At 58.9% G+C, this 17,494-nt stretch carries 21 protein-coding genes; 10 read left to right on the forward strand and 11 right to left on the reverse strand.

Annotation, left to right across the window (positions count from 1 at the left end; all coding sequences use genetic code 11):
* Positions 1–10: 10 nt before the first annotated feature.
* Positions 11–1,357, reverse strand: coding sequence for a sigma-54-dependent response regulator transcription factor AlgB (gene algB, locus AC3IT9_RS00405; protein WP_489271639.1), 1,347 nt, complete (start codon positions 1,355–1,357; stop codon positions 11–13).
* Positions 1,358–1,795: 438 nt separating this feature from the next.
* Here algB and AC3IT9_RS00410 point away from each other — a divergent pair, with 438 nt between their 5' ends.
* From AC3IT9_RS00410 to AC3IT9_RS00425, 4 genes are all read left to right on the forward strand, one after another.
* Positions 1,796–2,083 (forward strand): hypothetical protein, encoded by a 288-nt coding sequence (locus AC3IT9_RS00410; RefSeq protein WP_353741803.1) that lies wholly within the window; start codon positions 1,796–1,798, stop codon positions 2,081–2,083.
* A 71-nt stretch (positions 2,084–2,154) separates the two neighbouring features.
* Positions 2,155–2,319, forward strand: a complete 165-nt coding sequence (locus AC3IT9_RS00415) for a DUF1328 domain-containing protein (protein WP_003177151.1) — start codon at positions 2,155–2,157, stop codon at positions 2,317–2,319.
* 840 nt (positions 2,320–3,159) lie between these two features.
* The gene (gltP, locus tag AC3IT9_RS00420) at positions 3,160–4,491 is read left to right on the forward strand and encodes a glutamate/aspartate:proton symporter GltP (RefSeq protein WP_057712586.1); all 1,332 of its coding nucleotides are present in this window, start codon (positions 3,160–3,162) and stop codon (positions 4,489–4,491) included.
* Between the two features lie 202 nt (positions 4,492–4,693).
* Complete coding sequence (locus AC3IT9_RS00425) at positions 4,694–5,923, forward strand: nucleoside recognition domain-containing protein (RefSeq protein WP_489271641.1); 1,230 nt, start codon at positions 4,694–4,696, stop codon at positions 5,921–5,923.
* On the opposite strand, the gene AC3IT9_RS00430 is transcribed toward AC3IT9_RS00425, so the two are convergent.
* Positions 5,905–7,002: an aminopeptidase gene (locus tag AC3IT9_RS00430; protein ID WP_489271642.1), complete on the reverse strand. Its 1,098-nt coding sequence runs from the start codon at positions 7,000–7,002 to the stop codon at positions 5,905–5,907. The genes AC3IT9_RS00425 and AC3IT9_RS00430 overlap by 19 nt on opposite strands.
* Before the next feature lie 59 nt (positions 7,003–7,061).
* Here AC3IT9_RS00430 and AC3IT9_RS00435 point away from each other — a divergent pair, with 59 nt between their 5' ends.
* Both AC3IT9_RS00435 and AC3IT9_RS00440 read left to right on the forward strand, forming a co-directional pair.
* Complete coding sequence (locus AC3IT9_RS00435) at positions 7,062–7,484, forward strand: PA0061/PA0062 family lipoprotein (protein ID WP_150728188.1); 423 nt, start codon at positions 7,062–7,064, stop codon at positions 7,482–7,484.
* Between the two features lie 40 nt (positions 7,485–7,524).
* Positions 7,525–7,944 (forward strand): PA0061/PA0062 family lipoprotein, encoded by a 420-nt coding sequence (locus AC3IT9_RS00440; RefSeq protein WP_150728189.1) that lies wholly within the window; start codon positions 7,525–7,527, stop codon positions 7,942–7,944.
* Between the two features lie 5 nt (positions 7,945–7,949).
* Here AC3IT9_RS00440 and AC3IT9_RS00445 read toward each other — a convergent pair whose 3' ends face one another.
* Positions 7,950–8,183 carry a DUF1161 domain-containing protein gene (locus AC3IT9_RS00445; RefSeq protein WP_104450431.1) on the reverse strand — a complete coding sequence of 78 codons (234 nt, stop codon included), beginning with the start codon at positions 8,181–8,183 and terminating at the stop codon, positions 7,950–7,952.
* 393 nt (positions 8,184–8,576) lie between these two features.
* Between AC3IT9_RS00445 and AC3IT9_RS00450 the strand changes: the two genes are divergently transcribed.
* Positions 8,577–9,578: an LLM class flavin-dependent oxidoreductase gene (locus AC3IT9_RS00450; protein ID WP_489271645.1), complete on the forward strand. Its 1,002-nt coding sequence runs from the start codon at positions 8,577–8,579 to the stop codon at positions 9,576–9,578.
* Between the two features lie 68 nt (positions 9,579–9,646).
* Here AC3IT9_RS00450 and AC3IT9_RS00455 read toward each other — a convergent pair whose 3' ends face one another.
* Together AC3IT9_RS00455 and AC3IT9_RS00460 are read right to left on the reverse strand one after the other, a co-directional pair.
* Complete coding sequence (locus AC3IT9_RS00455) at positions 9,647–9,868, reverse strand: DUF1161 domain-containing protein (RefSeq protein ID WP_008045869.1); 222 nt, start codon at positions 9,866–9,868, stop codon at positions 9,647–9,649.
* Positions 9,869–9,989: 121 nt separating this feature from the next.
* Positions 9,990–10,205 carry a dodecin gene (locus AC3IT9_RS00460; RefSeq protein WP_095942957.1) on the reverse strand — a complete coding sequence of 72 codons (216 nt, stop codon included), beginning with the start codon at positions 10,203–10,205 and terminating at the stop codon, positions 9,990–9,992.
* 157 nt (positions 10,206–10,362) lie between these two features.
* On the opposite strand from AC3IT9_RS00460, the gene AC3IT9_RS00465 reads away from it, so the two are divergent.
* Positions 10,363–10,686 (forward strand): ElaB/YgaM/YqjD family protein, encoded by a 324-nt coding sequence (locus tag AC3IT9_RS00465; RefSeq protein WP_150728191.1) that lies wholly within the window; start codon positions 10,363–10,365, stop codon positions 10,684–10,686.
* On the opposite strand, the gene AC3IT9_RS00470 is transcribed toward AC3IT9_RS00465, so the two are convergent.
* The gene (locus AC3IT9_RS00470; RefSeq protein WP_150728192.1) at positions 10,683–11,576 is read right to left on the reverse strand and encodes a LysR family transcriptional regulator; all 894 of its coding nucleotides are present in this window, start codon (positions 11,574–11,576) and stop codon (positions 10,683–10,685) included. The genes AC3IT9_RS00465 and AC3IT9_RS00470 overlap by 4 nt on opposite strands.
* A 124-nt stretch (positions 11,577–11,700) precedes the next feature.
* Here AC3IT9_RS00470 and trpB point away from each other — a divergent pair, with 124 nt between their 5' ends.
* A complete protein-coding gene (gene trpB, locus AC3IT9_RS00475) occupies positions 11,701–12,921 on the forward strand; it encodes a tryptophan synthase subunit beta (RefSeq protein WP_008002146.1) in 1,221 nt (406 codons plus the stop codon).
* A complete protein-coding gene (gene trpA / locus AC3IT9_RS00480; protein ID WP_015092933.1) occupies positions 12,921–13,733 on the forward strand; it encodes a tryptophan synthase subunit alpha in 813 nt (270 codons plus the stop codon). The genes trpB and trpA overlap by 1 nt, the downstream gene beginning before the upstream one ends.
* 63 nt (positions 13,734–13,796) lie before the next feature.
* Here the strand turns inward: trpA and AC3IT9_RS00485 are convergent, their stop codons facing one another.
* The 5 genes from AC3IT9_RS00485 to AC3IT9_RS00505 form a co-directional block, all read right to left on the reverse strand.
* Positions 13,797–15,758: a DUF7844 domain-containing protein gene (locus tag AC3IT9_RS00485; protein ID WP_489271646.1), complete on the reverse strand. Its 1,962-nt coding sequence runs from the start codon at positions 15,756–15,758 to the stop codon at positions 13,797–13,799.
* Positions 15,755–16,075: a DUF2388 domain-containing protein gene (locus AC3IT9_RS00490; protein WP_057712574.1), complete on the reverse strand. Its 321-nt coding sequence runs from the start codon at positions 16,073–16,075 to the stop codon at positions 15,755–15,757. Before AC3IT9_RS00490 ends, AC3IT9_RS00485 begins: the two co-directional genes overlap by 4 nt.
* Before the next feature lie 28 nt (positions 16,076–16,103).
* Positions 16,104–16,421: a DUF2388 domain-containing protein gene (locus tag AC3IT9_RS00495; RefSeq protein ID WP_150728196.1), complete on the reverse strand. Its 318-nt coding sequence runs from the start codon at positions 16,419–16,421 to the stop codon at positions 16,104–16,106.
* 107 nt (positions 16,422–16,528) lie between these two features.
* Positions 16,529–16,846: a DUF2388 domain-containing protein gene (locus AC3IT9_RS00500; RefSeq protein ID WP_353741807.1), complete on the reverse strand. Its 318-nt coding sequence runs from the start codon at positions 16,844–16,846 to the stop codon at positions 16,529–16,531.
* Positions 16,847–17,172: 326 nt separating this feature from the next.
* Complete coding sequence (locus AC3IT9_RS00505) at positions 17,173–17,388, reverse strand: DUF1127 domain-containing protein (RefSeq protein ID WP_007969750.1); 216 nt, start codon at positions 17,386–17,388, stop codon at positions 17,173–17,175.
* Positions 17,389–17,494 lie beyond the last annotated feature (106 nt).

Here is a 17,494-nt window from a genome sequence, read left to right on the forward strand (position 1 = left end):
CGGCGATTGCTCACAAGTTGTACTGTTTGCGTTTGCGGTACAGCGTCGAGGCGTCGATGCCCAGGGTTTTCGCCGCTTGATCCAGCGTGTCGGCGGTGGCGAGGACCGCGCCGATGTGGGCCTTTTCCAGCTCCTCCAGGCTCAGTGCCGCGCCGATGTGCGGTGTATTGTTGACCGGGGTTTCGGCCATGCCCAGATGACTGATCTCGACCCGCTCCTGTGGACAGATGATGCTCGCCCGCTCGATCACGTTGCGCAGCTCACGGATGTTGCCCGGCCAGCGATAACCCAATAGTGCTTCCCGGGCCTCGTCGCTGAAGGCGCGCGCGGGACGGGCGTACTCCTTGACGAAGCGCGCCAGGAAACGATCGGCCAGGTTGAGAATATCTTCGCGGCGTTCGCGTAGCGGTGGCAGGTGCAAGGTGATGACATTCAGGCGATAGAGCAGGTCTTCACGGAAACGACCGTCGCGGACCATGTCCTCAAGGTTGAGGTTGGTGGCCGCAAGGATGCGCACATCGGCACGGCGGGTCACCGGATCACCGACGCGCTCATATTCTTTGTCCTGAATAAAACGCAGCAACTTCGGCTGCAACGTCAGGGGAAAGTCGCCGATTTCGTCGAGAAACAGCGTTCCGCCGTCGGCCTGGTTGACTCGCCCCAAGGTGCTTTCGCTGGCACCGGTGAAGGCGCCGCGGCTGTGGCCGAAGAGTTCGCTTTCCATGAGCTCGGTGGACAGCGACGGGCAGTTGATCGTGACGCAGGATTTCTTCGCGCGTTTGCTCCAGCCGTGAATGGCTTGGGACAGTTCGCCCTTGCCGGTACCGGACTCACCCAGAATCAGGATATTGGCATCGGTCGTGGCAACCTGGCGGGCGGTTTCGAGTACCACTTTCATGGCCGGGCTGTGGGAGTCCAGACCATCCTGGGGCTTGCGCACCTCGCCTTCCAGGGCTTCCAGTCGCGCCGACAGTTGCCGCACTTCCAGTTGCTTGGCGGTTGCCAGCCGCAATTGATCGGGGCTGCACGGTTTGACCAGATAGTCGGCGGCACCGGCCTGAATCGCATCCACTGCCGTGTCGACGGCTGAGTGCGCAGTGACGATCACCACCCGCATCCAGGGCGCCTGGATACGCATCTGGGCCAGCACATCGAGGCCGTTGTCTTCACCCAGACGCAAATCGAGGAAGCACAGGTCGAAGACCTGCCGCTGCAACAGGGCTTCTGCCTGCGCGGCGCTGGTGGCGGTGGCCACGCTGTAGCCTTCGTCTTCGAGGCAATAACGGAAAGTGCGCAGGATGGCGGACTCATCATCCACCAGCAGAATGCGGCCTTGATGCTCAGTGGCTGATTCCATTTTCCTGCGCTCCTTAATGACTGATCTTTATTTAGTCCCGGAGAAATCGGGCAAGTTGCATGATTGATTCTGAGCCATTCCTGTCATGGCAGGGTAGCTCTCATCCTATGTATCGGTTAGCCACCTGATTTTTCGGGTCTTTTAATGGATGCCTGGTTTCTGACAGCGGCCAGCGTGAATTTCTGACATCCGCGTCCTCCTCTCAATTCAAAAAATTTACGTCTTCCTTCAAACCAATCGTGCAATACGCACGACTGCACCAGTGGCATCGTGCAGGATGCGCGCGAAGTGATTTCTTTGATGCTCATAAGATATTGATATTAAAGGTAATTAATTCGATTCAAAGCTGGCATGCGCTCTGCAATTGTCTGGTTGACCAGGGCATTCAAAAACAAACGCCCGCTATCGAATACCGACCCGAGTGGTAGGAGTTCCAGGATGAATCGTCAACGTGTCGCCCACCTGCATCTCTCGCCTGTGCATATCCAGCAAGGCCTGTTTGCTGTTCTGGCGCTGTTGATCACCCTGATCGTCAGCCAGCAGTTTCTGCGCTGGGAGCAGAGCCTGCAGCCGGAAGCGCCATGCCTGTCGATTCCGCATTCGACCCAAACCCATTTCAGCGCTGTCAGCAGCGGTCAGGCCGATAGCACCCCGATGCGCATGATGGATGTCGACCAGGCCGGGCCTGTGGGTGAGATGCGTCATCAAGAGCGTTGGGTGTTCTAGGCAAAACTTCCGCCGCACCCCATGCGCCGGGAAACGCAGCACCTCTAAACACAAGCGTAAGGAGAATCACCATGTTGAGCTGGGCAATCACATTCCTGATCATCGCCATCATCGCCGCTGTATTGGGCTTCGGTGGTATCGCGGGCACTGCCACGGGTATCGCCAAGATTCTGTTTGTCGTGTTCCTGGTGATGTTCATTGCCTCCTTCTTCTTTGGCCGTCGCGGTCGAGGCTGACATGAGAGGGTTGTTCAAGACACCGGCAGCCGCCCTGTTGGGCGGTAGTGCCATGGCATGCGGGCTGGCGTTTCCCCGACATGCCTGACCTGCGCATGCAGGTCCTGTTGATAGAACATTTGAGTTTGTACACGAAGGAGGCCACAGCGCCTCTTTCCACCTGCGCCACCTGAGGAAGGCCGGCGCATGACCAAGGGGTCGGGACGTTCTGCCTGTTTCAGGGGCGGAGTGACCTACGGGTACAGGGAGTACCTGCGCAAGGGCCGGGTCAGGAAAAGCTACTGCGCAAGTTCGTCGGACCGCCAAGGCTCGACGGGCTTGCGAAGGGCTTGATCACGCAACACATTGAAATAGAGCGCTCGTCCCGATTTCATCACTGTTTTCTCGTTCTTGTCCTTGTTACGCCGGAAAATACTTTTCCCGGTGTTTCACCAGCGACCGTATATCGAGAAAAATCACCCTTCTTTGGTCGCGATTTTTCGCTTCGTCCGGCGGGATTTTGCTGAAAAATCAACGCTCGGCCACTGCTCAAAAAACATTCAATCTGCTCTGTGATGGCCGGTTCACGGCACTTATGCCTGCTGAAATGTCGTATTCGAACCGGTTGGGACGCGCGTTTCGCTAAAAAAACCTCATGCCGATTCGGCATAGGGTAGGCGTTTACGGCATTAGACGGCGCTCCCTTGCATCGGAATAGTTGCGCCTTTTTTCGCCTGCCAGAGAGCCGTAAACACGCGCTCCGGGGCACCTTATACGGGGGGCAGATGCACTGGACTTTTTCGCCACAAGCGTTCCAGTTCGCGCATCTCCCTGAGTCAAACAACAAGTAAGGGTAAAGATATGAAGAAGGCAAAGCTTAGCCTCGCCTGGCAGATCCTCATCGGTCTGGTATTGGGGATTGCAATCGGTGCGCTGCTCAACCATTTCAGTGCCGAAAAAGCCTGGTGGATCAGCAACGTCCTGCAACCGGCAGGCGATATCTTTATCCGTCTGATCAAGATGATCGTGATCCCGATCGTCATCTCCTCTTTGATCGTCGGCATTGCCGGCGTCGGTGACGCCAAGAAGCTGGGGCGCATCGGCTTCAAGACCATCATCTACTTCGAAATCGTCACCACCATCGCCATCGTGGTCGGTCTGCTGCTGGCCAACCTGTTCCATCCGGGTGCCGGCATCGACATGAGCACCCTGGGCACTGTGGACATTTCCAAGTACCAGGCTACGGCGGCCGAGGTTCAGCATGAACACGCGTTCATCGAAACCATCCTCAACCTGATCCCGTCGAACATCTTCGCGGCCATGGTTCGCGGCGAAATGCTGCCGATCATCTTCTTCTCCGTATTGTTCGGTCTCGGCTTGTCGAGCCTGCAGGCGGACCTGCGCGAGCCGCTGGTGAAGATGTTCCAGGGCGTATCGGAAAGCATGTTCAAGGTCACTCACATGATCATGAACTACGCCCCGATCGGCGTGTTCGCACTGATCGCGGTGACTGTGGCCAACTTCGGCTTCGCATCGCTGATACCGCTGGCCAAACTGGTGATCCTGGTTTACGTCGCCATCGCCTTCTTCGCTTTCGTGATCCTGGGCCTGATCGCTCGCCTGTTCGGCTTCTCGGTGATCAAGCTGATGCGCATCTTCAAGGATGAACTGGTACTGGCCTACTCCACCGCCAGCTCCGAAACCGTGCTGCCGCGCGTGATCGAGAAGATGGAAGCCTACGGCGCACCGAAAGCCATTTGCAGCTTCGTGGTGCCGACCGGTTACTCGTTCAACCTCGACGGTTCGACCCTGTACCAGAGCATCGCGGCGATCTTCATTGCCCAGCTATATGGCATCGACCTGTCGATCAGCCAGCAACTGTTGCTGGTACTGACCTTGATGGTCACCTCCAAAGGTATCGCCGGCGTACCGGGCGTGTCCTTCGTGGTACTGCTGGCCACCCTTGGCAGCGTCGGTATTCCACTGGAAGGCCTGGCGTTCATTGCCGGTGTCGACCGCGTCATGGACATGGCCCGTACCGCACTGAACGTGATCGGCAACGCACTGGCTGTTCTGGTTATCGCTCGTTGGGAAGGCATGTACGACGATGCCAAAGGCCAGCGTTACTGGAACTCCCTGCCGCACTGGCGCAGCAAGGAAAAGCTGCCGGCGGGTGAAACCTCCAGCAATTGATACAAAACCTGTGGGAGCGAGCTTGCTCGCGATGACGGACTGACAGTCACCGTTGATGTCGACTGATACACCGCTATCGCGAGCAGGCTCGCTCCTACAGTGAGCAGTGCCAGCAGTACCAGACAAACCCCGGAGAAATCCGGGGTTTGTCGTTTCTGGCCACCCCGCTATCATTCGCGGATCTTTTGGGGGGATTTGACTGATGCTCAATGGCCTTTGGCTTGGCTTCTTCATCGTGGCTGCCGTATCGGCGCTGGCGCAGTGGCTGATTGGCGGCAACGCCGGGATATTCGCGGCGATGGTGGAAAGCATTTTTGCCATGGCCAAGCTGTCGGTCGAAGTCATGGTGCTGCTGTTTGGCACTCTCACTCTCTGGCTGGGTTTTCTGCGCATTGCCGAGAAAGCCGGCATCGTCGAATGGCTGGCCAAGGCCCTGGGGCCACTGTTCTTGCGCCTGATGCCTGAAGTCCCGCCGGGTCATCCGGCCATTGGCCTGATCACCCTGAACTTCGCCGCCAATGGCCTGGGGCTGGACAACGCCGCCACACCGATCGGCCTCAAGGCCATGAAATCGCTGCAAGAACTCAATCCCAGCGCTACCGTCGCCAGCAACGCGCAGATCCTGTTCCTGGTGCTCAACGCCTCCTCGCTGACCCTGCTGCCGGTGACGATCTTCATGTATCGCGCCCAGCAAGGTGCACCTGACCCGACGCTGGTGTTCCTGCCGATCCTGCTGGCGACCAGTTGCTCGACCATTGTCGGCTTCCTGTCGGTGGCATTCATGCAGCGGTTGCGCATCTGGGACCCGGTGGTGCTGGCCTACCTGATCCCCGGCGCCCTTGCCCTCGGTGCTTTCATGGCGTTGCTGGCGACCCTTTCGGCGACTGCGCTGGCCGGCTTGTCATCGATCCTCGGCAACCTGACGCTGTTTGGCCTGATCATGCTGTTTTTACTGATCGGCGCGCTGCGCAAAGTGAAGGTCTACGAGGCCTTCGTTGAAGGAGCCAAAGAGGGTTTTGACGTCGCCAAGAACCTGCTGCCCTACCTGGTGGCGATGCTCTGCGCGGTGGGCGTACTGCGCGCGTCCGGGGCACTGGACTTCGGTCTGGACGGGATCCGTCATCTGGTGGAATGGGCCGGTTGGGACACGCGTTTCGTTGACGCCCTGCCGACGGCGATGGTCAAACCCTTCTCCGGTAGCGCCGCCCGGGCGATGCTGATTGAAACCATGAAGACCTCGGGCGTGGACAGCTTCCCGGCGCTGGTGGCGGCAACGGTCCAGGGCAGTACGGAAACGACGTTCTATGTCCTGGCGGTGTACTTCGGCGCCGTGGGCATCCAGCGCGCACGCCATGCCGTCGGTTGTGCATTGCTGGCCGAGCTTGCCGGGGTGCTGGGTGCGATCGGGGTTTGCTACTGGTTCTTTGGTTGATCGGCTCCGTCAGCCAAAGCCTTCAGCGCGGCCTTGCGCTCGTCCGTCGGCAAGGCGCCAAGCTTTTCCACGGCGGCGTAAAATTTAAGCCAGTCGCCATTCTCCTGATGAAACAGCGCGCCAAATGCCGGCACCCATTGGTCGTACAAACCAAACGGCAATAGCCGGGCGTTGTTCATGGGTGCATGGATCCAGGCGTCGTAGCGTTTGTCTGCGGCCCACTGACTGTCGCGCAATTGCCGGTATTCGCGGCGCAAGCGCTCGAATTCGGCCGCCTTGCGCTGGCGCATTTGTTCGGTTGGCAACGGCAAGGTGTAGAGTTTTTCCAGGCGGGCGCGGGTCTTGAGCACCAACCCAGTGAACTGTTCGCGCTGACGTGCCTGCGCATTGTTATCCGGTGGCAGGTGGCGGTAGGCGCGCCATTGGCGAGTACCTTCCTGCTCGACGAAGGTGGCGAAGGATTCGTTGAACTCCGTGTCGTCTTTCACATAGACGCGCTGATGGGCCAGCTCGTGAAAGATCAACGTGGCCAGTCGCTCATCCCCCCAGCCCATCATCGAACTGATGATCGGGTCGTTGAACCAGCCGAGTGTCGAATAGGCCTCGACACCGCCAATCGACACGTCCATGCCCTGCAAGCGTTGCAAAGCCGCTTCGCCGCGGGCTGCGCTCTGGCTGTAGTAACCGCGATAGGCCACGCAACCGGCGATGGGGAAGCAGTGGTTTACAGGCTTGAGGGAAAATTCCGGTGTGGCGAAGACATTCCAGACGACGAAGGGACGCCCAATGTCCGCGTACAGGCGGTAACTCTGGTTATCCGGCAGGTGCAATTGCTGGCTGGCGAAGGTTCGGGCCTTTTGCGATTGCTCCAGGTGTGTGCGCAATTTTTGATCGCGCGCCGGGTCGGCAATCACGCTGGAAACAGGCTCCCTGGCCCGCAGCAACTGCAGTTGGCCGCTGGCCAGTTGGTTGTAATAGCTGATGCTGGCGCAACCGTTTAGCAACAAAAACAACACACCTGGAAACAAAACGCGAAAAACGCGATCAAGTAACCCAAGGCTAGGAAGCGGCCTGATCACAATAATTCTTCCTTGGAGAGTCTTTCCGCAAGACTATCCCGCCTGACTGGAGCTCCGCTATGCGCATGTTGATACTGACAGGAGGCCTGCTGATGCTGGCCGGCTGTGCTTATTTTGGACTACCCCGCCCTGATCCTGCGCAAGCCTGGATCGACCTGGACTCGAAGCAAGAAGATACGACGCTGCAAGCGCTGGAGGTCGATGACAAGGCCACCGACGATAAACGCTATTTCCAGGTTCAACCCGGCGGCCATGAGTTGACGGTCCGCTACCAATTCACGGTCCAGCCCACCAACATCGGCCCCGACGCCGAGCCGTTGTGGCGCGATTGCCAGTTGAACGTGAAATTCAACGACTTCAACGCGGGCGAGCGTTATCAGCTACAGGCGGGGAACATCGGCTTTCGGCCTTGGGCGAAACTCTACGATCAACAGCGCAAAGTGATTGGCCAAGGCACGCCGGCAGGCTGTCAACACAGCTGATCGGCGTTATGCTGGATGCATATCCCTTGGGACATCCATCATGCGCAGGTTGATGCTGTTACTCGCCGCCAGTGTTGTCGTGGGTTGCCAAAGCCCGATGCCGACACCTAATCCACAAATGGCCTGGGTCGAATTTTCTACGCCCTTCCCCAACGATAAATTGCTGATGGCCGAACGACTGGATAAACAACGCCTGCGCGACGGGCGTTTTTTCGAGGTCACGCCGGGCAGCCATGAACTGATCGTGCGTTTCGACTTTGAAGTACCCGGTGGCGGATTGGGCATGATGGGCGGCCCTTCTGAGCGGCTGTGCTATCTGACCATCAAATACGATCATTTCGAAGCCGGCCAGCGTTATGTGCTCGAAGGCCGTTCCATCGCCTTTACCCCTGGCGCCCGGCTGTACAACGCCAAGCGCGAAATCGTTGCTGAAGATCGGGAATCCTACTGCCTGATGTGAGCGGTTCAGCGGTCGTTTTTCTGGTAGATGATTTTCTTGGTACCGTTTTCGCACGAGCCAACGACCATGTTCTGGTCGTGTACCTCGTCGTTGGTGACGATTTCAAGCGTGTAGGAAGTGACGCCGCTGGCCTGGATCTTGGCTTCGATCTCGGCCTTGAGCTCTTCGCAGGGTTTCGGCGCCGCGAGGGCCGAGGTGGCCAGTGCGCAACAGATAACCGCGAGGGCAAAACGTTTCATGGTTGAAGCTCCTTTGAGGCAGCACGCACAGTCGTGGGTTTTCGCTGCTGTCGTTTATTCGACCACAGTTTTAGCGGGCAAATCTGTCGCGGCGCAAAAAAGATCGCAGACTTGAGCACCATCTACCGAATGATCCCGGCAGGTTGCGCAAGGCTGCGATCTTTTGTTTTCAGCGGAAATCTAGCTGACCCGTGTGGCCTCCAGTCTGATCTTCGCATTTAGCACTTTGGACACCGGGCGGCTCTGTCCGATCAATCCGCTTTTTTCGCGGGATTTTTTACCGGGCTATTGAAACTCGGGTATATGCCCTCATTGCATGAATCACGCTTTTGGATTCGGCAGGTTTGCGTTCGCAAAAAACAGACCTGCGCCCTAAATTGGAGAAGCAGGTTTATGAAACGACTGTCCGATATCAAGTTCTCGACCCTCGATCTGGTGCCGGTGCGCGAGAACGGCAGCGCGGCCCAGTCGCTGCGCAACTCGCTGGACTTGGCGCAGCACGTCGAAAGATTCGGTTACAACCGCTTCTGGGTGGCTGAGCACCACAACATGGATGGCATCGCCAGTTCCGCGACCTCGGTGCTGCTTGGTTACCTGGCCGGTGGTACGTCGACCATTCGAGTCGGTTCGGGCGGGGTGATGTTGCCCAACCACGCACCGTTGGTGATCGCCGAACAGTTCGGCACCCTGGAAAGCCTTTATCCGGGCCGGATCGATCTGGGCCTGGGTCGTGCCCCCGGTTCCGACCAGATGACCGCACGTGCGTTGCGCCGTGAACGTTCCGGCAGCGCCGACGACTTCCCGGAAGATGTGGCGGAACTGGTGCGCTACCTCGGGCCACGTACACCGGACCAACGCATCATCGCGATGCCGGGAACCGGGACCAATGTGCCGGTCTGGTTGTTGGGGTCGAGCCTGTTCAGTGCGCAACTGGCGGGTGAGCGCGGTTTGCCCTACGCCTTCGCCTCGCATTTCGCACCACGCTATATGCATGAAGCGATTCGGGTCTACCGCAATCACTTCAAACCGTCAGCCGTTTTGGACAAACCCTACGTGATGCTCGGCGTGCCATTGGTGGCAGCCGATACCGACGAGCAGGCCGAGTACCTGGCCACTTCGGTGTTCCAGCGGATTCTCGCCTTGATGCGTGGCCAAAGCCTGGTGCAACGTCCGCCGGTGAAGACCATGGACGGCCTGTGGCTGCCCCATGAGAAAGACGCCGTGCACGATTTCCTTGGCCTGGCCATGATCGGCAGCCCGCAGAAAATCCGCGCCAAACTCGAAGTCCTGATCGAACAGACCCAGGCCGACGAGCTGATTTTCACCTGTGACCTGTACGAACATGCTGATCGCGTGCATTCCTACGAGTTGCTGGCGCAGGTCATGCGAGGCTGATACTCAAAATGCAGGCATGAAAAAGCCGACGCCCTGACGTCGGCTTTTTCATTCAAGTGGGAATCGGCCTACTTTTTATAGACGATCACTTTGGCGCCCGCTTCGCATTTGCCAACAACTTTCCCGCCGGCAGCGGCACCTTTATCGACAATCTCCAGCGAATAACCGGAAACGCCCTTGGCATCAAGTTTCGCTGCGATTTCGGCTTTCAGCTCTTCGCATGGCTTGCCGCCCGCCAATGCGCTCCCCGCAAGGCTCAACAAACCTACTGCCAACATAAACTTCTTCATCGGTTGCATTCCCTGGTCGGGTCATAGGGGTAACCAGCCGTCAGCCGGACGCACTCATTTAGTGCTTTGCCATTCCCTATGGCATTCGACCGGCGTGCAAGTTCAGAAGACTAGCCCAAACTCAGCTGCTGGCAATCCGGAACCCGACTTTCAAGGTCACCTGAAAGTGCGCAGCCTTGCCGTCCCTGATGTGCCCACGGGTCTCGGTCACTTCAAACCATTCCATGTACTTGATGCTTTTGCTGGCTTCAGTCAGCGCGTTGTTGATCGCATCTTCGATACTGCTGGTGGACGAGCCGATCAGCTCGACTTTCTTGTAGGTGTGATGGTCAGACATGGCGTTCTCCTCGGCGTGTGAATTACAGACTAGCAGTGATTTTTCCTATTTCTTCTGTTGGCCGTTCTGAGGGTGAAGTTCAGATTTTCTGCACTTTCTCGAACCCGTGAAGTCCCAACCTACACACGCCACTCATCACCAATGCAGGAGAGCCACCATGGCCAACACCTCGTTACGCAAAGCCTCATTGCAAAGCATGGAAGCCGAGATCGAGAGTCTGCTCAAGTCTTTGGAAAGCCTGAAGGGCGACGCCTCGGACGAGTCGCGTAAAACCCTCAATACCCTGAAAAGCAACGCCGAGAATGCCTTGAAGCACTCGCGCCATCTGCTTGCCGATGCTTATGAGGAGGTCAAGGTCAAAACCCGCGAAACCGGGATTGCCACCCGCGACTACGCCCAGGAACACCCCTGGACAACAGCCGGTGTCGCCGTGGGTGCATTGGGCCTGCTGGCCGCTTATCTGTTGTGCAAGCGTGATTAATCCGCGCGACGCAGTTCGTTCTTGAGCCACTGCGCCAGTTGTCGGGCGCGCCCGTCCGCGGCGCGCTTGGGTAGCCACAACGCCAGTTGTGCCGGGGTTTCACTGAAGCCCCAAGGCGCAACCAGGCGGCCGGCCTTCAAGTCCTCCGTCACCAAGGGTTCGGGGGCAATCGCCACGCCCAGACCTGCGACGGCGGCTTCCAGCAAATAATACAAATGTTCAAATCCCTGACCGTACTTCAGCGCCCTGGCGTCGAGGCCGCGTGGTTGCGCCCAGTTCGGCCAGGCTTGCGGGCGTGAGGTGGTGTGCAGCAAGGGTTCGCTCAGCAGCGCGGTTTCCGGCGCCTGCTTGAGCCGTTCATAGCCGACGAACCGCGGGCTCATGACCGGGCCGATGCGTTCGCTGGCGAGCTCAAAAACCTGCATGTCCGCCGGCCAGGGTGGCTCGGCAAATACCAGCAAGGCATCCAGCCCCGGTCTTCGCGGATCGAGATCGCCTTCTCCGGCCGACAGGTGCAGGCGCAAGTCCGGCAGGTCGGCATTGAGCCGCCCCAATCGCGGGATAAACCAGCGCGCCAGCAGGCTTCCCGAGCAACCGAGCACGAATGGCGCATCGGCTGTGCTTTGTGTGAGTTCGGCGCAAACGCTGCGCAGGCGCTCGAAGGCTTCGCTGCTGGCGTCACGCAGGCGTAATCCGGCATCTGTGAGTTTCAGGCCGCGACCGTCCTTGATGAACAGGCTTACGCCGAGGTGCTCTTCAAGCACCTTGAGTTGCCGGCTGACCGCACCGTGGGTAACGTGCAACTGTTCGGCCGCCTGACTGACGCTGTTCAGGCGGGCAGTGGCTTCGAAGGCTCGAAGTGCGTTCAGCGGAGGAAGGTCATGGCTCATTTGATCTGTGAGTTTTCCTGACAGGTTGTGGCGATCTTATCGGTTTTCAGGTCGGGGCGTCAGGGGTAGAGTGAAGCCCACTATCTCTTTATGCATCACTTCACGCATTCAACTGGAGCGCCCCATGACCCAGACTAATCTGCGCAACGGCCCTGATGCCAACGGCCTGTTTGGCGCGTTCGGCGGCCGTTATGTTGCCGAAACCCTGATGCCGTTGATCCTCGACCTGGCCCGCGAATACGAGTTGGCCAAGGAAGATCCTGCATTCAAGGAAGAACTGGCCTACTTCCAGCGCGACTACGTCGGGCGTCCAAGCCCACTGTACTTCGCCGAGCGTCTGACCGAGTTCTGTGGCGGCGCGAAGATCTACCTCAAGCGTGAAGAGCTGAACCACACCGGCGCGCACAAGATCAACAACTGCATCGGCCAGATCCTGCTGGCGCGGCGCATGGGCAAAAAGCGCATCATCGCCGAGACCGGCGCCGGCATGCACGGTGTGGCCACGGCCACCGTCGCCGCGCGTTTCGGTCTGGATTGCGTGATCTACATGGGCACCACTGACATCGAGCGTCAGCAGGCCAACGTGTTCCGCATGAAGCTGCTGGGTGCCGAAGTGATCCCGGTGGTAGCCGGTACCGGCACGCTGAAAGACGCGATGAACGAAGCCCTGCGTGACTGGGTGACCAACGTCGACAGCACTTTCTACCTGATCGGCACCGTGGCCGGTCCGCACCCTTACCCGGCAATGGTTCGCGACTTCCAGGCCGTGATCGGCAAGGAAACCCGCGAACAGCTGCAAGCCCAGGAAGGTCGCCTGCCCGACAGCCTGGTGGCGTGCATCGGCGGTGGTTCCAACGCCATGGGCCTGTTCCACCCGTTCCTCGACGACAAGAGTGTCGAGATCATCGGCGTCGAAGCCGCCGGCTACGGCATCGAGACCGGCAAGCATGCGGCCAGCCTGAATGGTGGCGTTCCAGGCGTCCTGCACGGCAATCGTACTTTCCTGCTGCAGGACGACGATGGCCAGATCATCGACGCCCACTCGATCTCCGCTGGCCTGGACTACCCGGGCATTGGTCCGGAACACGCATGGTTGCATGACATCGGCCGCGTTCAGTACACCTCGGTGACCGACGACGAAGCCCTCGCTGCGTTCCACCAGTGCTGCCGCCTGGAAGGGATCATCCCTGCCCTGGAAAGCGCCCACGCCCTGGCTGAAGTATTCAAGCGCGCACCGACCTTGCCAAAAGATCACCTGATGGTGGTCAACCTGTCCGGTCGTGGCGACAAAGACATGCAGACCGTGATGCACCACATGGAACAATCAAAGCAGGAGAAACACTGATGAGCCGCCTGCAAACGCGTTTTGCCGAACTCAAGGAACAGAACCGCGCCGCCCTGGTGACCTTCGTGACCGCTGGCGACCCGGGCTATGACACCTCCCTGGCCATCCTCAAGGGTTTGCCGGCGGCCGGCGCCGACGTGATCGAGTTGGGCATGCCCTTCACCGACCCGATGGCTGATGGCCCGGCAATCCAGCTCGCCAACATCCGTGCGTTGGGTGCCAAGCAGAATCTGGCGAAAACCCTGCAAATGGTTCGCGAGTTCCGCCAGGACAACAACGAAACGCCGCTGGTGCTGATGGGTTACTTCAACCCGATCCACATGTACGGCGTACCGCGCTTCATCGCCGAAGCCAAGGAGGCCGGTGTTGACGGCCTGATCGTGGTCGACCTGCCGCCCGAGCATAACGGCGAGCTGTGCGACCCGGCGCAGGCCGCGGGCCTGGACTTCATTCGCCTGACCACGCCAACCACCGACGATGTGCGCCTGCCGACCGTTCTCAACGGCAGCTCCGGCTTCGTCTACTACGTCTCGGTGGCCGGTGTGACCGGCGCCGGTGCTGCCACGCTGGAACACGTCGAAGAAGCGGTCGCCCGTCTGCGCCGTCATACCGACCTGCCGATCAGCATCGGTTTCGGTATCCGGACTCCGGAACAGGCGGCGTCCATTGCACGTCTGGCCGATGGTGTTGTGGTGGGCTCGGCGTTGATCGATCACATCGCCAATGCCACCTCCCCGGAACAAGCCGTGGATGGCGTGCTGAGCCTGTGCTCGGCGTTGGCCGAAGGCGTGCGTAAGGCCCGCGTCAGCTGAAGGTAAAGCTCCTGAACGCTGTAAACCTTGTGGGAGCGAGCTCGCTCCCACAAGGTTGCGGTATCAAGGTAACTCTATCCCGCCTGATGCCTTGTGCAGTTTGCGCAGGTGTTCACCAATCTGCTTCACGTTGGCCTCGTTGGCGGCCATCTCGGCGGCGCGGCCCGGTTCAAGCAACGCCCTCACCTCCTTGTCCAGATCCCCGGACAGCGCCAGGAGCTGCTTCTGGCGCTGGCTGCTTTCCGCTTCCAGATGCTCCCACTCGTTCGGTTGTGGCAACCCGTAACCCGCGGTCCCCAGCAGCTCTGCCGGGCGGCTGAGGAAGCCGCTGTTGGCGAGAATCTGCTTCAGCGTCTCGTTGGCTTTGTCCATACCGCCGTTTTTCAGCTCCCGAGCGCCCAGATAGCGCTGCTTCACTTCGTCCTGGGCCAGCAACATCTGTCGACGGAAACTCGCCTGTTCCAGCAGCAGCAATGCTGCGCTAGTACGCAAATCAGCCTGTTCGAACCATTGTCGCCGCTCTGCGGCTTTCAAATCCAGCCACTCTTCGACAGTTTCCTGTTTGATCGGCATCTGCTTTTTCAACACTTCGAACATCGCTTGATAGCGATCACGGAAGGAGTCGAAGCGATAACCCAGGCGCAGTGCTTCGCGAGGATCATCCAGCACGCTGGTATCGGCCAGACCACGACCCTTGAGCACTTCGAGCATGCCGTTGGGCATGATGTTGTCCAGACCCACCAGTTGCGGGTTGTTAGTGCTGCTACGCAGCAGTTTCAGTCCCTCTACCGCACAGTTATTGGACAGGAAGAAGTAATTGCCGTCGTAGCTCCAGTGCATTTCGGCGGCGTGCTCCACCACATCTTCGATCTCGCGGCGCGACAGGTTCAGTGGTACTGAGGCCAGGCTGCGCAACTCGGTCTTGGTGTATTCGTCGATTACCTGGGAAAGCGGCAGGACAAACAGGCGCGATGGGTACTTACCGACCAGCCCATTCCAGCTCGACATCTGCACATCACCGACAAATGCGCGGTACGACAGCACCAGATGCTGGTCCAGGTCCAGTCGGCAATCCGGTCCGCGAGGTCGGCCCGGTGCACAAATGACCAGGCGCAACATGCTGTGACCCCAGTAGCTGAACAAGTTCTGGTTAGCCTCGGCCAGCAGGTAGTCGATGGCGTAAACCCGTTCCGGATCGACCTGTCCCAGTGGTGTTTTGGCGAAATCACTGCCGGCATTGAGGAAGGCGACGGTTTTTCCGCAAGCGTTTTTGGCCGCGGGCGCCCAGCCAAAGTGCTCTTTGTAGTAGCGGTACAGTGCGGGACGACGGCAGGCGTAGCTCGGATCGAGCAGGAAGTACTCCATATTGACTGCGACGAACTCCTTGGGGCTGCTCGTCTCGTAGATGTCCGGGCTGCGCGCGATCTGCCGGTTGTACTGTTCGCGCTCGCCACGACGGCCGACGTATTGCGGCCAGCCGGCGAGGTCGAGCAGGCGTGGATCATCGCTGAGGGTAAAGCGGCGGCCGGTCTGGCCGCGGCATTGGTCGGGGATGCCGACCAGCCCTGAGCTGCTGTCTTGGCGGGTACAGCGTTGAATCAGAGTGCGCTCCGCCTTTGGCCACAGGCGTGAGCGATCGTAGATGTGAGTCAGCTCGTGCAACACCGTGGCCAGCATTTCCCGGCGCACGGTGCCATGGGGGCGCTGGGTCTTTTTGGTCGCGGCGCTGCCATCGGTGAGGCCGGCCAGCAGGTTGCGGTTCAGATCGAGTTCGGACACCAGTGTCGCCTGACCGTAGGCATTTCTCGGCATGTCATCGGTCCAGCCGACATCGATGCGTCGATCGAGTTGCTCGACAAAGCGTGGCGGCAGTGCCTGCATGGCTTCATCGAGCAACGCCTGGCTGGCTTGCTGTTGCGCGGGAGTCAGACCTTCGGTCTTGAGCTGTAATTGAAGGCCAGCGTGGGCCGTGTTGCCGAGCAGCAACAGGGCCCCGGCCAGCAGCCAGGCACCTGGACACTTCACAGTGCGAGGATGGCTTCGGCGAGATCCTGGTCACTGGCGTCACGAGCTTCCGGCACGCGGGTGCGCAGCAAATCGAAGGCGGATTCCAGGTGAGCGCCACGAATGTCGCCATTGCTGGCAACGAAACTGGCGGCGTCGTCCTGGGCTTCGCGCACGATTTTCGAATCCCGAATGGACGTGGTGGTGTCGGAGGTGAAATCGAGGGTGCGCTGGGTAGCACGGATCAGAATATTACTGGTGGCAACCAGAGTATGTGCCTGGGCCACATCGGCCAACAGCAGCAGGCCTAAGGTGGCAGCAATCAGCGGGTTACGCATGGAATGACTCCAGAAAAAACAGGGATAACTATTGGACGAGAATTGCTTGTGCCAGTTCAAGGTCGCTGGCATGAAGTTTTGCCTGGGTTCGGCGCAGATAGCGCAGGGCCGACTCCAGTCGTGCGCCTCTTAGTTGGCCGTCACTGGCAATGAATGCCGCGGCGTCATCCTGGGCCGCGAGCAGCAGTTTATGGTCGAAGGGGGCGGAGGTCACCATGCTTGTGGCATATCCACTGGCCACGATCCCTTGGGTTGACAGGTTAAAGGCGTCGTAAGCGTGGGCTGAGCCTGAACAGGCGGCAGTAATCATGACTGGAGTGATCAACAGATTTGCAAGAAAACGCATGAGACTCGACAGTTAAAAGTGAGTCCCAAGGCTAGCGCAAGGCCCATTCCAGAGCCAGCACGGAAATAATGGGACACGTCGAGCGTGTCCCCGGCCAGAACAGTCGATCAGATCGTCAGGATCGCCTGCGCCAGTTGTGTATCGGTTGCGTTCAACTGGGGTACCTGATGACGAATATGGTCGAGCGCGCTTTCCAGTTTCACCCCGCGGATGGAGCCTTCGCTGGCAACGAAGCTGGCGGCGTCGTCACGCGCTGCGAGCACGATCTTGTCATCTTTGAACGAAGACGTGATGTTGGACGTCGCATCGGAACTGGATTTGAGTGCCCCAACGACTGCGTCGGTGGTCACGATAAAGCTGGTGGCGTGGGAATTGGCAGCCACGGCAAGCAGGGCTGCAGCGCTGAGCAGGCGAAGTCGGGACATGGTGTAACTCCTAGGGTAAGCCGATTGGAAGATGGCGCAGTGTCTGCTGAGTCAGACGCTCGTAGCCCGCCAGATTCTGATTGATATTAGCTGTCTGTGCGTGACGCCGCGACAGTCTGATCGTGTTGATCTGGCGAAGTTTCCAGACTGTATCAAATCTGGCGGATTAACTGTTCAGGTGTAATTTAATTTTATTTAAACTGTACTGCTTTTTTCTTTCTTCCCCTGAAACGACAAAACCCGTCGTGGTTTCCCACGACGGGTCTTGTTTTTTCAATTCGGGTTGCTGGCGGTGGACCCTTCAGGTCAGAGCCAGCGACGCTAACTTAGCGCCAGAACGGCTTGCTCAGCTCTTCGTAGCGTTGTGCTTCGCTAATCCCGGCGTCAGCCAGCAGACGCGAATCCAGACGAGCCAGTTGATGGCGGCTGGTGATGCGGCGCTGCCACAGCATCAGGTTGGCGATAACGCGCAGAGGCAGGGAAGCCTGGGTTTTTGCAGCAGTGTCTTCGAAGAACAGATCGGAACTGAGTGTACGTTCCATGGTGGTCATCCTTCCGCTTATGGCGGGATTAGGTAGTGGTTTAACTGGTGCCCATGATCCTCTCGTTTGCCTAGTCTCTGTAGATACAGTTCATCTGTATTGTGAG

This window comes from Pseudomonas sp. KH_046_1 (assembly GCF_057839025.1).

What these genes read in the sequence shown, in the direction of transcription:
- algB (WP_489271639.1), bottom strand. Translation starts at nt 1,357, where the DNA reads ATGGAATCAGCCACTGAGCATCAAGGCCGCATTCTGCTGGTGGATGAT.
- AC3IT9_RS00410 (WP_353741803.1), top strand. Translation starts at nt 1,796, where the DNA reads ATGAATCGTCAACGTGTCGCCCACCTGCATCTCTCGCCTGTGCATATC.
- AC3IT9_RS00415 (WP_003177151.1), top strand. Translation starts at nt 2,155, where the DNA reads ATGTTGAGCTGGGCAATCACATTCCTGATCATCGCCATCATCGCCGCT.
- gltP (WP_057712586.1), top strand. Translation starts at nt 3,160, where the DNA reads ATGAAGAAGGCAAAGCTTAGCCTCGCCTGGCAGATCCTCATCGGTCTG.
- AC3IT9_RS00425 (WP_489271641.1), top strand. Translation starts at nt 4,694, where the DNA reads ATGCTCAATGGCCTTTGGCTTGGCTTCTTCATCGTGGCTGCCGTATCG.
- AC3IT9_RS00435 (WP_150728188.1), top strand. Translation starts at nt 7,062, where the DNA reads ATGCGCATGTTGATACTGACAGGAGGCCTGCTGATGCTGGCCGGCTGT.
- AC3IT9_RS00440 (WP_150728189.1), top strand. Translation starts at nt 7,525, where the DNA reads ATGCGCAGGTTGATGCTGTTACTCGCCGCCAGTGTTGTCGTGGGTTGC.
- AC3IT9_RS00445 (WP_104450431.1), bottom strand. Translation starts at nt 8,183, where the DNA reads ATGAAACGTTTTGCCCTCGCGGTTATCTGTTGCGCACTGGCCACCTCG.
- AC3IT9_RS00450 (WP_489271645.1), top strand. Translation starts at nt 8,577, where the DNA reads ATGAAACGACTGTCCGATATCAAGTTCTCGACCCTCGATCTGGTGCCG.
- AC3IT9_RS00455 (WP_008045869.1), bottom strand. Translation starts at nt 9,868, where the DNA reads ATGAAGAAGTTTATGTTGGCAGTAGGTTTGTTGAGCCTTGCGGGGAGC.
- AC3IT9_RS00460 (WP_095942957.1), bottom strand. Translation starts at nt 10,205, where the DNA reads ATGTCTGACCATCACACCTACAAGAAAGTCGAGCTGATCGGCTCGTCC.
- AC3IT9_RS00465 (WP_150728191.1), top strand. Translation starts at nt 10,363, where the DNA reads ATGGCCAACACCTCGTTACGCAAAGCCTCATTGCAAAGCATGGAAGCC.
- AC3IT9_RS00470 (WP_150728192.1), bottom strand. Translation starts at nt 11,576, where the DNA reads ATGAGCCATGACCTTCCTCCGCTGAACGCACTTCGAGCCTTCGAAGCC.
- trpB (WP_008002146.1), top strand. Translation starts at nt 11,701, where the DNA reads ATGACCCAGACTAATCTGCGCAACGGCCCTGATGCCAACGGCCTGTTT.
- trpA (WP_015092933.1), top strand. Translation starts at nt 12,921, where the DNA reads ATGAGCCGCCTGCAAACGCGTTTTGCCGAACTCAAGGAACAGAACCGC.
- AC3IT9_RS00490 (WP_057712574.1), bottom strand. Translation starts at nt 16,075, where the DNA reads ATGCGTAACCCGCTGATTGCTGCCACCTTAGGCCTGCTGCTGTTGGCC.
- AC3IT9_RS00495 (WP_150728196.1), bottom strand. Translation starts at nt 16,421, where the DNA reads ATGCGTTTTCTTGCAAATCTGTTGATCACTCCAGTCATGATTACTGCC.
- AC3IT9_RS00500 (WP_353741807.1), bottom strand. Translation starts at nt 16,846, where the DNA reads ATGTCCCGACTTCGCCTGCTCAGCGCTGCAGCCCTGCTTGCCGTGGCT.
- AC3IT9_RS00505 (WP_007969750.1), bottom strand. Translation starts at nt 17,388, where the DNA reads ATGGAACGTACACTCAGTTCCGATCTGTTCTTCGAAGACACTGCTGCA.